At 45.6% G+C, this 16,262-nt stretch carries 16 protein-coding genes; all 16 read right to left on the bottom strand.

Annotated elements, in window-relative coordinates:
• Positions 1–45: 45 nt before the first annotated feature.
• The 16 genes from ACWQXP_RS12260 to ACWQXP_RS12335 all read right to left on the bottom strand — a co-directional run bounded on the left by ACWQXP_RS12260 (position 46) and on the right by ACWQXP_RS12335 (position 15,993).
• Positions 46–924, bottom strand: a complete 879-nt coding sequence (locus ACWQXP_RS12260; protein WP_454063159.1) for a carbon-nitrogen hydrolase — start codon at positions 922–924, stop codon at positions 46–48.
• A 90-nt stretch (positions 925–1,014) separates the two neighbouring features.
• Positions 1,015–2,409, bottom strand: coding sequence for a YhjD/YihY/BrkB family envelope integrity protein (locus tag ACWQXP_RS12265; protein ID WP_454063160.1), 1,395 nt, complete (start codon positions 2,407–2,409; stop codon positions 1,015–1,017).
• Positions 2,410–2,848: 439 nt separating this feature from the next.
• A complete protein-coding gene (locus tag ACWQXP_RS12270; RefSeq protein ID WP_454063161.1) occupies positions 2,849–3,019 on the bottom strand; it encodes a Flp family type IVb pilin in 171 nt (56 codons plus the stop codon).
• A gap of 180 nt (positions 3,020–3,199) precedes the next feature.
• Positions 3,200–3,457 (bottom strand): hypothetical protein, encoded by a 258-nt coding sequence (locus tag ACWQXP_RS12275; RefSeq protein WP_454063162.1) that lies wholly within the window; start codon positions 3,455–3,457, stop codon positions 3,200–3,202.
• 436 nt (positions 3,458–3,893) lie between these two features.
• Positions 3,894–4,853, bottom strand: coding sequence for a tetratricopeptide repeat protein (locus tag ACWQXP_RS12280; protein ID WP_454063163.1), 960 nt, complete (start codon positions 4,851–4,853; stop codon positions 3,894–3,896).
• A 143-nt stretch (positions 4,854–4,996) separates the two neighbouring features.
• Positions 4,997–5,950, bottom strand: a complete 954-nt coding sequence (locus ACWQXP_RS12285) for a type II secretion system F family protein (protein WP_454063164.1) — start codon at positions 5,948–5,950, stop codon at positions 4,997–4,999.
• A gap of 10 nt (positions 5,951–5,960) precedes the next feature.
• Positions 5,961–6,938, bottom strand: a complete 978-nt coding sequence (locus ACWQXP_RS12290) for a type II secretion system F family protein (RefSeq protein ID WP_454063165.1) — start codon at positions 6,936–6,938, stop codon at positions 5,961–5,963.
• Between the two features lie 45 nt (positions 6,939–6,983).
• On the bottom strand, positions 6,984–8,297 hold the full coding sequence (locus ACWQXP_RS12295) for a CpaF family protein (RefSeq protein WP_454063166.1): 1,314 nt from the start codon (positions 8,295–8,297) through the stop codon (positions 6,984–6,986).
• Between the two features lie 36 nt (positions 8,298–8,333).
• Positions 8,334–9,581 (bottom strand): AAA family ATPase, encoded by a 1,248-nt coding sequence (locus ACWQXP_RS12300; protein WP_454063167.1) that lies wholly within the window; start codon positions 9,579–9,581, stop codon positions 8,334–8,336.
• Complete coding sequence (locus tag ACWQXP_RS12305; protein WP_454063168.1) at positions 9,578–9,928, bottom strand: hypothetical protein; 351 nt, start codon at positions 9,926–9,928, stop codon at positions 9,578–9,580. The genes ACWQXP_RS12300 and ACWQXP_RS12305 overlap by 4 nt, the downstream gene beginning before the upstream one ends.
• Positions 9,929–9,963: 35 nt before the next feature.
• Positions 9,964–11,415: a type II and III secretion system protein family protein gene (locus tag ACWQXP_RS12310; protein ID WP_454063169.1), complete on the bottom strand. Its 1,452-nt coding sequence runs from the start codon at positions 11,413–11,415 to the stop codon at positions 9,964–9,966.
• A 90-nt stretch (positions 11,416–11,505) separates the two neighbouring features.
• Positions 11,506–12,327, bottom strand: a complete 822-nt coding sequence (cpaB, locus tag ACWQXP_RS12315; RefSeq protein WP_454063170.1) for a Flp pilus assembly protein CpaB — start codon at positions 12,325–12,327, stop codon at positions 11,506–11,508.
• Positions 12,328–12,461: 134 nt separating this feature from the next.
• The gene (locus tag ACWQXP_RS12320; RefSeq protein WP_454063171.1) at positions 12,462–12,995 is read right to left on the bottom strand and encodes an A24 family peptidase; all 534 of its coding nucleotides are present in this window, start codon (positions 12,993–12,995) and stop codon (positions 12,462–12,464) included.
• Between the two features lie 233 nt (positions 12,996–13,228).
• Positions 13,229–14,656: a vWA domain-containing protein gene (locus ACWQXP_RS12325; RefSeq protein WP_454063172.1), complete on the bottom strand. Its 1,428-nt coding sequence runs from the start codon at positions 14,654–14,656 to the stop codon at positions 13,229–13,231.
• Between the two features lie 103 nt (positions 14,657–14,759).
• On the bottom strand, positions 14,760–15,458 hold the full coding sequence (locus tag ACWQXP_RS12330) for a TadE/TadG family type IV pilus assembly protein (protein ID WP_454063173.1): 699 nt from the start codon (positions 15,456–15,458) through the stop codon (positions 14,760–14,762).
• Between the two features lie 4 nt (positions 15,459–15,462).
• The gene (locus tag ACWQXP_RS12335) at positions 15,463–15,993 is read right to left on the bottom strand and encodes a TadE/TadG family type IV pilus assembly protein (RefSeq protein WP_454063174.1); all 531 of its coding nucleotides are present in this window, start codon (positions 15,991–15,993) and stop codon (positions 15,463–15,465) included.
• Positions 15,994–16,262: the final 269 nt, after the last annotated feature.

Genomic DNA, 16,262 nt, shown 5'->3' on the forward strand with positions numbered 1-16,262 from the left:
GGTGAGGGTAAAAACATCAACTATAAACAGACTCGCAAATACGATTCATTCGTCACCGAGATACCGTTTCGTAATCTCCCCATACACGTCAATGCGGCGATCGCGGAGGAATGGCCAATTTCTACGAGTTTCTTCAATTCGTTTTAAGTCGATATCGACAAGCAGCACTTCTTCTTTTTCGACAGAGGCTTGAGCTAGAATCACTCCAAACGGATCACAGACAAAGGAACTACCCCAAAACTCGATTCCATCTCCACCTTCTGACTGAATCTCATGACCGACCCGATTCACTGAGACGACAAATACTCCATTGGCTATCGCATGGCTTCGCTGAATGGTGATCCACGCCTCACGTTGCGCGGTGCCCTCTTGCGTCTTCTCAGCAGGATGCCAACCAATCGCTGTGGGATAGACCAGCAACTCTGCCCCTTGCAATGCCGTTAGCCTCGCTGCCTCAGGATACCATTGATCCCAACAGATCAACGGACCGATGGTAGCATAAGATGTCTTAATGGCTTGAAAGCCTTTATCCCCCGGCGTGAAATAAAACTTTTCATAATAGGCTGGATCGTCGGGAATATGCATTTTACGATACAGACCTGAAATTTCACCTTTTTCATTCATCACAACGAGCGAATTATGATACACCCCCGCTGCTCGCCGTTCGAACAGTGGAACCAGAATGCTCAATTTTTTCTCTTTGGCGATTTTCCCCAACACCTCTGTCGTCGGACCAGGAATCGATTCGGCTAAATCAAAGAGAGCCGCATCTTCGCGCTGACAGAAGTACTGCGAACGGAACAGCTCTGGTAAACAGACAATGCACGCACCTCCACGCTCAGCTTCTTCGATATGAGAAACAGCTTGCGCCACATTCTCCGATGGATTCGGAGAGCAGGACATTTGAATGAGTCCAATTTTCATCACTCCGTCATATCCTTTTTCAACCCTTCTCAAAATATATTTTCACAATAAGGGAAAGCACAAAAAAGAAAAAGGGAAAGTCATCGATGCCTATGAGTCATGCACGGCTGGAGATGGAACAGTCTCAGCTTCTTCGGCATGTATCAATCGAGGGGTTGCCAGATCTTGCGGCAAACGACCATTGAGTGCAAGGGATCGCAGAGTGACATCTTCGAGAGCGTCTTCGACAGCATCGTCTCTTCGTCGTAACATTTGGCCGACTTCCTTCATATCATCATTAGAAAAGAGAGCACAGGCTTGATCTTGAGCACGAACTAAATCAAGAATTTCTACAACTGATACTTGCTCCGGAGGCCGCCCGAGTGTGACACCAATCGGCTCTGCGGTCCTCACAAGTATTCCTCCCTCAATAAGCAGCTTCGTGGCATCTTCTACCACCGAAAGCGGAACGTTCAAGGCCTGTGCAAGACGCCACTCTTCCAATGGAGGTGAACTCCCAAAATACCGACGGGTGATCTGTAGCAGAATGGCTAGAGCAGCATGTTCACGAAACGTATGCGTGTTCTGTCGCCACCGTAACTGCATCAGATACGCCGATGGATGTTGATGGTAATAGGCAACTTGCGCCCCTGCCAAGACGATGAGCCATCCGACATAGAGCCAGATCAGGAAGAGAATGAGCACCGCAAAACTGGAATAGATTGCACTGTAGTTCCCTGAACTGGCGACGGTTTTGGCAAAAACCAGTCCAGCTAATTGCCACAGTACCCCGGCCGTTACCCCACCCATCAATGCTGACTTCAAATTCACAGTTGTGTAAGGAACAAATTTATAGAGAAAGGTAAACACAAAACAGATGAAAACAAATGGCAACAGCTTTGTCGCCCAGACCATTAGGTACCCGAAGGGCTGAATTGAGACGACTTGCTGCACAAGCCAATGACTTTGTGCCGATGCCGTCAATCCAAATGCCGTAAACACAAAAACAGGACCGACGAGCACGACACTAAGATAATCGGTAAATTGACGAGCAAACGGACGACCTTGCTGAACACGCCAGACCGAGTTCAAGGCTTCTTCGATTTTCGCGATTAAGGAATACGTCGTGTAGAAAAGCCCAGCGACACCGACAGCCCCCAACACTCCGACCTCTAGATTGTCGATAAATCCAATAATATTGCGAGTAACCTCACCACCTTTTTCACCTAATGGCTCTAACGCATGACCCAGAATTGGTTCTATTTCTTGATGAACGCCAAACGCTTTAAGCACTGAAAACATCACCGCTAAAAACGGCACGATGGAAAGCAAGGTGGTGTATACAAGACTCGTCGCGCGTATACTAAGAACACTTTCCTTAAATTCCCAGGCCGCCACAAACATCAGACGCAGGAAACTGACCCAATATCGCTGGAGCGGCTCCAGACTTTCGAGATTGGTTTCCCACAAATCCCTCTGGCAATATTCAATGGATCGTTGGATCATGCTAAGCCTTTCTCATCATATTCAAGCACCTAGCGTAACTCGCATGCTGTAAAATGTCTATACAAGAGCCTACGCATATTCCTTCAAAGTAATGTGGACATCTCCGTTCATCAATACTATACATGACGTTGGCATTCTCTTCGAATTAAACGTAACACTCTAGAACCATACTCATGATCAGGACCCATAAACTTCAAAGTGCAAATTCTAAAGAAACTCAGGAAAACAACCATTTGACTTCCTTCTCTTTCTCATAATAAACACAGAGTTAAAGGAGTCGAGCCGGTGAGTTTTTTCCGAACCACTCTGATGGGTTTCTAAAAACAAAGAGCCGTCTCAATCGCTAAGGATTCAGACGGCTTGTCGAAGATCTAGTATTCTCTTGTATAAACTCAGGACTTCCTCCCATCCAACAATATCACCACGGCCAGGACTTGGGTTAACTGGCCGCTGTCATCGAAGCAGAAATCGTATTGAGGGTCGTCCCAATCACATTGCCGAGCGTCGTGACTGATCCAATGATCACGGCGCTAATCAAGGCCGCCAATAAGCCATATTCCATAGCCGTCGCACCGTCTTCGTCGTTGATGAAGGTCATGATGTGGTTCATGGGGGATCTCCTCTGTGTAAGTTGGTGAGGGTTGTGAATGTCATTGTCGTGGTTCGCGTTCATACCGTCTACTAAAGCAAACGCAATGCCATCGTCCCTCACCAACCCTTTCGTTATCCACTCGTAGCCGTTAGACTCAACTGTTGTCCATCCGACGCTCTTACCGCTAAAAGTGATTTCCTATTCACCCATGCCCAATGTTAACCTACACGACAGCGGTATAGCAGAAATCCCCATCAAATCCAGCCACCGCATAACAAACGATAGCAAGTCGAAAAATCCCGTGCCATCGTCGCCTGTTTTCACATGAAAACAGAAGTCTGTCACTGGGATAAGCTTTCGAATCAATCGATCTGAATCCTTCTCAAACGACACGAGCCGAAACCATTCTAAAGTAACAGACAGCGTTAACTCTGCCGACATCCCACTTATAGCCATGTCAGTTATACCGAAACAGTAAAGCGCCAACCTACTCAATTTTGATATCCAATACGTGATATGAGACCTCAATCATTATCAGTACATCCAAGCGGGTATAACCTTCCGATGTTTAAGGCATTGCCTTGTGCTGTCTTGGCGACTTCTCATCAACACCTTAGGAGGAAAACCGGGGTCAACGTTCTCTGACTATTCGGTCTTCTGGCAGATAGGGAACAAATCGTTGCCAAGACGACCTCTAATCAACAATTCAGGAGAAAGCCCGAGTTCAACGTTCAATGCCTATTCGGCTCTTTCTCAGATAGACAACGATTGTAACTTCTGAATTTCCGAACTGGGATCGAGAGAGAAAATCCTAGATGTAGCGAGGTGAGACAAGGAGAATATACGTTTAGATCTCATGCCTGAGCAGGCATGAGATCAAACATCGCATTTCTTAGAGACAACTTCCTTGCTGAAGTTTGACGGCACGCCGTTTAAAAGGAGATAGTTTGGAAAGTTCTTTCTTTGCCAGAGTGAGATTTTTTTGTGCTTTTTCATAGAACGTCGTTTGCGCACTGACTGCGTTCTCAAAGCACTTCAACGCACGAGCTGTTTGCTTTTCTTCTAAAAAAAGAAGTCCGAGATTGTTATATGCTTTAGGAGCATCAAGCCCTCGTTGAAACGCATCGTAAGACGATGAATATTGACCAATTTTTGCGTAGGTCATTCCAATATTATTCCAAATTTTTGAGTTATTCGGATTGATATGAATGGCCTGTTGAAAAATATCAATTGCTTTACCGTATTCCTTGTTAAGAAAATGTGCCATGCCGAGATTATTCAGAACATGAGGTTCATTTGGTTTAATGAGAAGAGCGTGTTGATAGTGATCCATAGCCGTAGAATGCCGAGATTGGCGATCAGCAATGATACCTAGAAAATTATGGGCACGCCACAACTGACTATCGAACACCAGCGCTTGCTGAAATTCAAGTTCAGCTTCCGCATCTTTATTCATTCGTAGAAGAGCCTGCCCCATGCCTTCGTATGCCAACGCATAGTTAAAATCATAATCTAGAATTTCATGATACCGCTCATAGGCCTTCTCAGCCTTTCCATGTTGCAGATAGACCTGTGCAGCCTTATATCTGGCAGAAACCCGTGATGGTTCTAACTTCAATGACGCTTCATATTGCACCGCAGCAAGAACAATTTTCCCCTGCTTCATATGTGAATCCCCAAACTGCTCATACTCTTCAGGTGTGTATTCTTTGATATCCACCTTACTGACACTTTCATCAAACGGGAGCCCTGCCTTTTGACGTTCTAGGACCGGTTGATAATGCTCGTCCTGCATTTCAAAGAGTGAATCAGACGCGCAGCCGGATAGAAAAAGCAGACATCCCAATGACACGAACGCAATCCGTATTAACGAAGAATTCTGTTTTCTCTGATTATGTAACTGCCCTGGTTGTTTTCTGTTTCGGCCTCTCATGATCCCACCGACCTTTCTTACGTATCCATACCTGTGACGAGTTAAAGATAGTGCATGTTTCATTATCCCCCTCCCATGGCCGGGAAGACTTTTTTCATAAGGAGAATGACGCCTGGTCCCATAATCACGATCAAGAGCGCTGGAAAAATGCACAGAATGAGTGGCCCCATCAATTTCACCGGCAATTTGGCGGCCATTTCCTCGGCCTTCAAGCGACGATTCATTCTCATCGAATCAGAATGAACTCGTAAGGCTTGTCCAATACTGGTTCCAAATCGATCGGTTTGAATCAACAATGCGACAAGACTGCGGATTTCATCCACGTCGGTCCGTGCATTTAAATTTCTGAGGGACTGTTCTCGTGTGAGTCCTGCCCGCAACTCCAAGCTTAAAATTTTGAATTCCTCGCCAAGATCCTTATGCCCGATACTAATTTCTTCTCCTACTCTCGCGATCGCTTGATCCAGACCGAGACCTGCCTCAACACAGACGACCATGAGGTCTAAGGCATCAGGAAATCCATCGAGAATACGTTCACGACGCTTTTGGACAGAGGTAGAGAGCCACAATTGAGGGGCATAGAATCCTGCCATGGCTGACCCGACCATCCCACCGATAAAATACGACATCGGTTTATCTTTCGTCAGATCTGAGCCAAACAGAAAAAACAGACCGAGGAAGATCAACATCAAAAATATTTTCGTTCCAAGAAAGATAATGGGCGCGCGCGAACTTCTGTAGCCTGCAGAAACTAACGTTTTACGAAGCCTTGACGTTTCAGCTTGATCCTTGGGCTTATTAGCTTGCCCTAACTTCTCCAAGAGATGAAGCATTTGCGCTTTGAGATACCCAAGACCTTCATCTTGCTTGGCTTCTTCTTTAGCTTTAGCCTTCCCTTTAACTCGTTCACCCCACTCTTTCGCACGCTGTCGAGATTGGAAAAGAGCATAGCTCCCTACCATGAGCACTAACATGCCGACAAATACCAACCCACTGATGACTAATGCCATTTCCATAGTCTGCCTATTAAGTCTTGATATTGATCATCCGCTTAATAACCACGCCACCAATCGACATCCACACGATAGCGACGGCCAACATCAATTGTCCGGTTGGATCGTTGTACAAGGGGTCCATATATTCAGGATTAATCCATGAAAGTCCAAAGAGCAAAACAATCGGTAACGCCATCAAGACAATGGCCGACCATTTCCCTTCAGCCGACAAGGCTTGAACTCTTCCCAGAAGCTCAAACCGCAATCGAATCAATCGACTAATGGCTTCAATAATTTCTGCTAAATTACCGCCAGTTTCTCTCTGAACAATCAATGCGGTCACAAAAAACTTTAAATCCACACATTCAATGCGTTTTGAAAGACTTTTTAGGGCTTCTGGAATTTCAATGCCATACGAAATTTCTTCGACAGCTCTCCCCATTTCCGGCCCAATCGGATCAGGAAATTCATCGCCGACCATTTTCATTCCAACGGAAAAAGCGTGACCAGCTCGTAATGCTCTTGCCATCAAATCTAACGCGTCGGGTAACTGCTGTTGAAATACTAAAAATCGGCCTTTCCGCTTCCAGCGCATGTATATAAGTGGAAGAAATAAACCAACCATCCCACAGCCTAACATCCCAAGTACTCCCAATTGATAAAGCGCGGCCGCCACAGCCGCGAATGCCGCCGTGACAAATGAGATTAAGACAAACACGCTGAGAGGCATGTGACTATTCGCTTGAATCAACAACGTTTCGACTGCTGAAAGGCTTGTTACTTTCGACAACAGAACATTGAGCCATTGCACATTGCCTGTCGCCCGTTGTCGAATAACATTCGCTTGCTGCAACTGCTCATGACCTGATGTCTTAGGCTTTCCCGAGTTCCGCAATCGTCGTTTAATTTTTTTGTTTCTCGGACTGATATACGTGTGATAGATATGAAATCCACCTTCAAGAAACAGAATGATACTGACGAAGATGCCGATGCTGATAAGAATCGTCATCTCAATTCTGTCTCCTCAAAATACTGGCACCACTCCGTCATTCCGTTATATTTCATACACTTTAGTCGGATCGAAAATTTCCTGATCAATATCAATGCCTAAAGCTTTAAATCGTTCAACAAATTTTGGTCGAACACCAGTCGCTGCAAATTTCCCTTTGACCATACGATTTTCGTCTAACGAGGTTTGATGAAATGAAAAAATCTCTTGCAATGTAATAATTTCACCTTCCATACCCGTAATCTCTTGCAAACTCGTCATTTTCCTCGTTCCATCAGACAACCGCGTCATTTGCACCACAACATCAAGGGCCGAACTAATGTAGTGACGTAACGCCTTGGTCGCCAAATTCAACCCGGCCATGGCTACGAGTGTCTCGACACGCGTTAACGCATCGCGAGGTGTGTTTGCATGGATGGTCGTCAACGATCCATCATGACCAGTATTCATAGCTTGAAGCATGTCCAAGCACTCTCCCGACCGAACCTCTCCAAGGACAATCCGGTCTGGTCGCATTCGAAGTGTATTCTTAACTAACTCACGTTGCGTCACTTCACCTCGGCCTTCAACGTTTGGAGGTCGAGTTTCCAGTCGCACCACATGGTCTTGCCGGAGTTGAAGCTCGGCGGAATCTTCGATGGTAATAATACGCTCGTCTGATGGAATAAAACTCGACAAAATATTTAAAATTGTTGTCTTTCCACAACCAGTACCGCCTGCAATCAAGATATTCAGACGGGCTTCGACAATGCCCTTGAGCAATACCGCAATTTCCGGAGTCAGAGATCGTTTCGCCACCAAGTCGTCAATCTGCAACTTATCTTTGGAAAATTTCCTGATGGATATTGAAGAGCCATCTAACGCAAGTGGTGGAATGATGGCATTCACCCGGGAGCCATCAGCTAATCGGGCATCAACCATGGGAGAGGATTCATCAACTCGCCGGCCAATGGCCGAGACAATTTTTTCGATAATTTTCCGTAAGTGCGTCTCATCACGAAATTTAATATCCGTCGGTTGTAGTTTTCCTGCACGTTCCACATATATCTGATCAGCCCGGTTGACCAGAATATCGTTCACCGTGGGATCTTGAAGTAATGGTTCCAATGGACCAAGCCCCATCACTTCGTATTGAATTTCTGTAATCAGTTGTTCCCGTTCACGTGCATTTAAGGGGACGGGTTCTTGTTCTAAAAATTTTTCGACTAAGTTGCTCAATTCAGCTTTGAGCAAACCTTGATCAAGCGTCGCGACCACAGACAGATCAAGCGCTTCAATGACCTGACGATGCAATCGACCTTTTAATTCTTCGAGGTTCGTCCCTCCGGTTCCGACTTGTTCCCACTCAGATGCAATCATCGTTCGTTCACACCTTTAATTTTAGATAAGAAATGGTCAGGCTGGCGCCGCATTCTGATGAGCCCGCTTCCCCTTGACAGACTTCATCCAATTTCCCCAAAAAGAACTGCTCTGAGGTTCTGGAGCATGATCGAGGAACGAGGCCGCCAACCGTTGATAGGTTTTGGTCAACGGTGATCGAGGGGCAATCATCACGACTGGCTTTCCACTATTAATCGCGTTACTGGAAGAGACATAATCATTTGGCAGTAACCAGTTGGCTTCCTGTTTCAAGATATCCTTCGTTTCCGTTAAGACATCTTTTTCATGGGGAAGATACCGGGTAATGAGTAAATCAATTTTACTTTGCGGAACGCCGGAACCGCGCAGCAATTCGAGGATGCGTTTTGTTCGATGCACAACAGGAACCATCAAACTTGAGACCACCATAATACTCGAAGATAATTCCAAGGCTTTTTTCGTTGTCAAATCTAAGACATGGCCACAATCAATGACCACAAATTCGAACATCGACTGAAGAAGCTTGATCGTTGGCTCAATGCAGTCTGGATTCAGTCGCCCTGCACTCAAATCATCATACCCGGATGGCAGCACATGCACTCCGGACTCATGTTTAGTTAAGACGCTCGCGAGGAAGGCTAAATCCACACGACTGAGATCAGCGGCAATGTCTCGAAAACTATGAGCCGTCGGTAAATCAAGGTACAGGGGAATATCTCCACCATGTTGATTCACATCTACCAACACCACGGCAGGCTTTTTGGCACTCAGATGAAGACTGGCTGCAAGATTCACGGCAACACTGCTTGTTCCCGTTCCCCCTTTACCACCAAATAACGTTATCACCTTCCCCGCCTGCTTCTTCCCTTCATATGCCGTTTCACCATTCCGGGTTGTGAAGCGTTCTAACGCCGCCTTCACTTCATCTGGTTGAATGGGTTGCGGTAAAAACTCCTTCATGCCAGCCCGAAGCGCTTCCAACAAGAGTGTCGAATCAGTTTTGGCAGATGTTAGAAAAATCTCAGTCCCTTTGGCGGAACTCAAGACCGTCTTGACGAGAGAAAACGTTTTTTCTGGATCCTCATCTATCTCAAGTACTAAGAGATCAGGAACCTGTGTATCGCCCTGCGGTTTAAGACAAAACCCAGCATCAGCGCGAATCTGATCTTCAATGATTTTCTTGGCATCTGGTGTCATGATCGACACTTCAACGACTTTGACATCCGTGGAAGACTCTGAGCCGCTCACACCGACACGTGTTGGCTTCCAGCTAGACTCACTCATTTGCTACCTCCACCAGACGATTCAGTTTTAAAAGGAGGCGAAGAATAACCTTTTCGGTAGAGCTCTATAGAGTTGTATGTCGCAGTTCCATCTTTTCCCGTGACGACATCGAGATTTTTGGATGCATCAGGGTTCAGAATTTGATTGTCTCTTGCGGTTTGAAATGCATTGCCATAACTCTCACTTAAATGAACAGGTTGCGGCGCGTAAGGATGCATGACCTGGTCGGCTTTCCCCATATCACGAATTTTCCGGCCGTCTTCATTCGACATAATGGGCCAGAGTTGACATCCTGAGATGCCAGCAACAAGCACTACACTCACAACAAGATGGATTACTCTACTCAAGACGTTCCTCATGTGTTTTCCTCTCTATTCACCTGCTATGGAGCTAAATGCCCAAAAGATCCTTCTAGGCCACCACCATTCCAGGCCATTGCTTTGGAAGCACGTCCCATCTGTAGCAGGCCGTTCGCATTCTTTGTCTGCGGAACACCCTCAAGATACCCTAACAACATCAATTCAAAATCATTTGGCTCTAGATAGTCATCTCCCGGAAGAGATTGCTTAGCCAGATCCACGGGCTTCACAAGTCTTGGGGTCACGATCACCATCAGCTCTGTTTCACTTTTCTGAAATGACGTACTACGAAAAAGAGCGCCAAGAACCGGAATATCTCCAAGAAGCGGATACTTTGCGACCGTTTCGCGAATGTTATTTTGCAATAACCCTGCAATCACAAAACTTTGCCCATCGTCTAACTCCAACACAGTCTGGATCTTTCTTGTAGTAATCGCCGGAATCGTAAATCCTGCAGAATTTACTCCATTGGCAAAATCAAGCTCAGAAACTTCAGGAGAAATCTTCAACGCAATTTTGTCGTCATTCAATACCGTTGGATTGAAACTCAACCTCACGCCGAACTCTTTGAAATTGATGGTCGTCACGCCAAGTGCCTGCGGAACAGGAATGGGAAACTCTCCTCCAGCTAGAAACGTCGCCTCTTGACCACTAATAGCCACCAAGGTCGGTTCAGCCAGGACTTTTGATAAATTATGCTGCTTCAAGAAATCTAAGAAAATCATGTACAGATCATCCCCAAAAGGAATCCCAAATGTGGCATTGACAGCTGCAGATCTTAAGAATGTAAAGACACCATTCTCAGTGCTTAATTCACTCAAATCATTGAGCTCTCCGAAAAAGAAACTCTCGCCAAGTCTGGAGTAGTTAATACCCATACGTCGTGTGAGGCCACGATTCATTTCAACCATATGTACTTCAAGCATAACCTGTTGAACACCACCAACGTTCATAAGATTGATGACTTTTCCGGGCGCGTATGGCTCAGCCATTTCCACAATTTTTGTTAACTGCTCTGCCGTCGACACTTTGCCGGACAACGTAATATTATCGTGACCTGCGGTGACCTCGACATTTCGCTCTCCTGGAAACACCTGATGTATTTGAGCCTTGAGTTTCGTTAAGTCAGGAGTCACTAACACCTCTAACACATGACTCACGGTGCCATTTTTCCTCCATAATGTCAGCGTCGTCGCACCAACGGCTTTTGCAGTCAGATAGATCTGTTTCGGGGAAAGAATGAGCGTATCCGCAATAGCAGGACTCGCCACAGAAGCCCGGACAAAAGGTGTCGCACTATCGATGACAATTGAAGACCCAAGCCCCAGAGGGAGTGACTGAGGTACATTCGTCTCAATGGCCTTGTGTGTCAGCCCTTCAGCATAAACAGGTGAAAGTCCCAATATGACAACTGACACAGCTCCCAGAATAACTGTCACCCATGGTATTCGCCGGAGTGTTCTATGCATTGCCATATTTTGCCCTCCCTGGACATCTGCGTGATAACCAAACATCTCGTTTCTGGCCATATGATTAGCTCTCAAAAATTTAAATAGCTCTATACATTAAAACTTCACGACACTTTTTGCATTACCTTTGATCATCTCAACTCGGGTTTGCCGTTTAGCTTTGCGCTTTGGAGGAGCGGCATGAAATGACGCCCGCAGGTCAGGAATGGTCGCCCCACGCGTTTTCTTCAAAGCCGTATTAAGTGGACTGCGAAGCGCAAATCTCAGCTGTCCTCCATTTGACGCCATCGCCAGTAATTCGGCTTCTTCTAAGGTCACTTCAAAAGTAATAATTTTGACAGGATTAGGTTTCCCATCTGCTGGATCACGTTCCAGTTGTGTGCCAATGGCAAGCACAAGCATATTTTCGAGCACGGTCTTCGTAATCTGCTCTTTGCCTCCGCCAGACATGGTGACCATAATATCGACTCGATCTCTCGGCTTGACAAACCCAGGAAGCGCAACCACTTGATTCACTTTCACGGCCATCGCACGCTTGTCTGGGTCCAGGACGGCCACAACCCCACCGTTCTTGATGTCGATTGGGGCCAGTTTTGATTCAAGAATTGGTTCATTCCGTTTTACCGGAGACAATAATATGCGTCCTTGTAATTCCTCGAGGTTTTTGAAGTGCCCAACAGGAAGATTTTCCTGAGGGAAAGGAATTTCCCGAATCATGTCTTTTTTGATGGGCGTTCCCCAACCCATATCTGCACTGGCAACCGCAATAGGAATGCCTTCAATCGTCACAACCTTTTGCTCGACGACATCAGGACTTTCCTGTTTCTGTTGCTGAAGCCAATTGTAGATCAGGATCGTCGTGACTAAGGCTATGCCGACTGCAAGCCCCATGAACAGGACAGGTCGGTTTTGAAACATTTCGTATACCTCATTGTTCGTTAAGCTTTAAAAAAGGATAAATGAGTTCACGCATTTCACGTGAGGACCTTTCATGTCCTTCCTTCATCGGACAACTATGACTATTCTTAAATTCTCAAGACCTTATACCAACATCACAGTTGGATAACGTCCAACCAGTGCCAAACCTGTGAACACAAGGCACCGAGTCCTATCACCAGACCATACCGTAATTTTGGCTGCGTATGATCGACTGGAGGTGGGCTGGTAAAGATTCGAGCCACTAACCACGTTGTTAATATCACTTTGACTCGTTCTGCCGTGCTGGGAATTCCCCAGGTCAGCACCATAAGACCAATGGCATACAATCCGCCTAAACACGCTGTAATAAGAAATGCAAGAAACACATCAGAAGGACCGATTACCGCACCAACCGCACCAAAGAGCTTGACATCACCAGCTCCCATCCCTCCCAACATATAAAAAATCAGAAGAAGCCCAAAACCAAGACCTAACCCTTCAAGGCTAAACAAAAATCCGTTCAGTCCATTGGATACACCATGAATTAAAAGACCAAGTCCTGCTAAGGGAAGGGTAATTATATTGGGGATCTTGCTCCAGCGAACATCCGTAATAGCGGCTCCAACCAGGGCACAAGACAGTATGATAATCAGGAGAATATACGTCATGCTAATATACAAAACGTCAAAAGACTGCAGAACATTCCCTAGACACACGATAACAACAACGATCCTCACACAATACCCACACTTCCCCAATGGGGAAGACATCACAAGAATTAGCTAGGCTCTTCGGTAAAATCCATCAACATCTGAAGCCTATGTACCTCAAAAAAAAATGACCTCGTAGGACATTCCTACGAGGTCATTACTCTGCCTGCGGTATGACTATACGGTAGCTATTAAACTTGGATTAACCGCAATTTGATATTTTTTGCAATGTTCTGGAAGACTTCCTCCAATTGCTCAGACGTGAGTGCTGGATAGTAAAAGGCTTCTCCACTCGACATACTTTTCAATTGTGATGTATTGAGACTTCCGCCCAACCCAATGGTATACACTTTCACACCTTTGGCTTTCAGTTCTTCGGCATGTTCGATCGCCATCTGCTTGGCTTGATCTTCAACATACTTCACCATTTTATGAATCGGAATCGAACAATGCTCGGCATCATACCCTGAAATTGGCGAACCCTGATAATTCTTCCCATAGTTGGGATCTTGCAAAATCCACCACTTCATCGTATATGACACGCAACTTGAAGACAGAAGCGGCATGCCATCACCAGTCTGAAACTGTTTCGCATAACTCCCCAAAATATTGGGAAGTTGAGAGCCATCAAAGGGATCATACAATCGTGCATTCGAATCGTTAGACGCCGCCACAACCACATCAGGCTCATTGGTCGTGGTATTCACTTTATTGACTCCACCTCGCGTAAAGAGGCGGTACGGTGCCGTATTAGGATCATACGTTGAACGAAATGCTGTAGGAATTCCATCTGTGAAAAATACTAAGAACTGCTGGACTCGCTGATCTCCAGGCACTTCCGATTGATCCGTAAATCCTGAAGGGCCATCGGCTTGATCAATGGCATCTTCCATATTCGTCCACCCATTAGCAGACATCGAATTAATTTTAGTTTTCATTGAATCTACAAAATTTGTACTGAGTGGCTCATCAACGGTGACTGCCGTTGAATAGCTGATAAGTCCAATCTTGTCTTCTTCCTGGGTATCTTCAAAATAATCTACAAAACTTTTCGCCGCATTTTTGAGGTCATTCATTTCTTGCGACATCGAACCTGAACGGTCTAACACCAGCATAATTTCAACATCACGTTTTTGCGCACCACCAAGCGACCCGACATGAGTCGTATCGAACTTTCCACTGCTTTGAGCTGTTTCGAGTGTTCTGGCTGCATAATTCGTGACATCCGTGTTCCCTGAAACAATCACTTTTCCATCTTGCACTTGGCCAGATAATTCAATCGCAGCAGCACTAGCGCCTAAAAACCCTGGAGAAAAGTTTGCCGTACCGACTGCTTTTACTAATTGCCCTAACCCCTCTCCTTCACTCACATTAAAATGTTGATCAAGCCAAGGATTAGAGATATTTCTTGCGCCAATCAACGAAGCAGCGTCAACTGATTTGGAGAGTTCAGCCCGTACGATATACCACTTGCCAACCTCTATCCCCAAAGCCACAAAGCCAAAAAGTGACACAAGGGCTATCGCAGTCGTCAAAGCAAATATTCCTCGCTGATTATCCACCACATTATCGACGAGAGTCCGTAATTGATGTTGTTGTCTTGAAAAGACATTTTTCATATAGCATCCTCTCTTTATCATTGCCTATTCACGTTAAAACAGGAAGCATAAAACAGCCGTAGGGATTTCATGCAAATATGCGCTTTAGACAATTCGAACCTGCCTAAAAAACTGCCCTACTGCCCACTAGAAACGAATCATAATTGGCTACGTAGGGAGGTTCGGACATTGCTCCTGTACTGTCAAAATTGAGAATAGTGACCGTACCATCGCCGAAATACGGAACAGTCTTTAAGAGCGCAGACAATGGCGTTAATGGATCATGACGATAATACACCTTGACCACGGTTAATTGTGATAATAACGACGTCCCATAATCCTGCTTATACGTGAGGGTTTCCCACAACTCCTCGGTCAATCCACAATGCGGATCGTCATTGGGTTTAGTCATTCCGCTACCTGCGGGAGGAGTTTCTCCGATATCGACTAACAACTTTCCACTCTCAAGCGGAGTATGGCAAGTCGGGGAAATTGAGTCACTTGTCCCAGCATCAACTTTGGTAATATAGATTTTAAATTTGCTATCTTGCTCCGACTGCACGCAATTCGGGTCTTCGGCCGGGCATACAAAGTTCAATGGCCATGTGGATGCTTCCAGTAATTGTAATAAACTTGAGCCGTTCTTCAGATCGCGCGAGGCTAAGCTACCCCCTTCCCGAGTCACATTGGTCACCACCGCTTGAGCACGAATAAGAGAACCAAATTCTACAATGCCAAAGGCCAATGCCATAATCACCATTGCCACCCCAGTAAATTCAACACTTGCCATGCCTTTTTGTGATCGTATGGTTCTTCGTAACATAGATCTATGCCTCCGTCTGAATATCATAGAGTTCATTTCGATATGTGGCTTGTGCGCGCATTTTGGCTGATCCGTCATCTGAGAAAATATGCCCAACGAACGGGGTTAAAAATGTATGCTCATAATCAACAACCACACGCATATAGTCAGCAGGGTTTCCCGCATTTGGGGCAGCAGTTTCCCACCCTTCGGGGTTTTCATAATTGTTTCCAACTTTAAAAATCGCAATATCGTCTGCATTGATCGTCATCGCCCAAGACGCATTTTCCTGAATCGTTTTAATAATCGTATCTTCCCGACTCAGCGCATTCCCTTGTTCATCATTCGTCACTCCGCCCACCAATGCGATTCGCATGCCCTCACTCGTGGCGTGCTGCAATGTATGCTCATGAAAGTAATACCACCCAAATTCGAAGACAGAAGACAAGAGCAAAAGAAATGGAAGCAAGAGTAATCCGATTTCCATCATCGTATTGCCTCGAGTATTATTCAAATTCTTCTTGAAGAATTTTCTTGACGTACTAAAACCTTTCATAGACGTTCCTCCTCCGATAGTCTTATTTGAAGCGCATCTCGAGCCTACTGAACGCACGTCAGTCTCGACTGACAACTATACTTACTGAGGCTTACGCAGAAGGACGACAAGATGACTGTCAGTTCACTCTCCGAATTCAATTCACCGGCAAACTCTTCTTGCCGGAGAAGACAGAAGAGTTACTGAAGAAAGGTGGAATGATTCTGACGTTGATACTCTAATCTCTTCCTTGAGATTGACCGATCCATAACAGCACTATTCCCTTCTTT

The sequence above is a fragment of the Candidatus Nitrospira salsa genome (assembly GCF_965152625.1).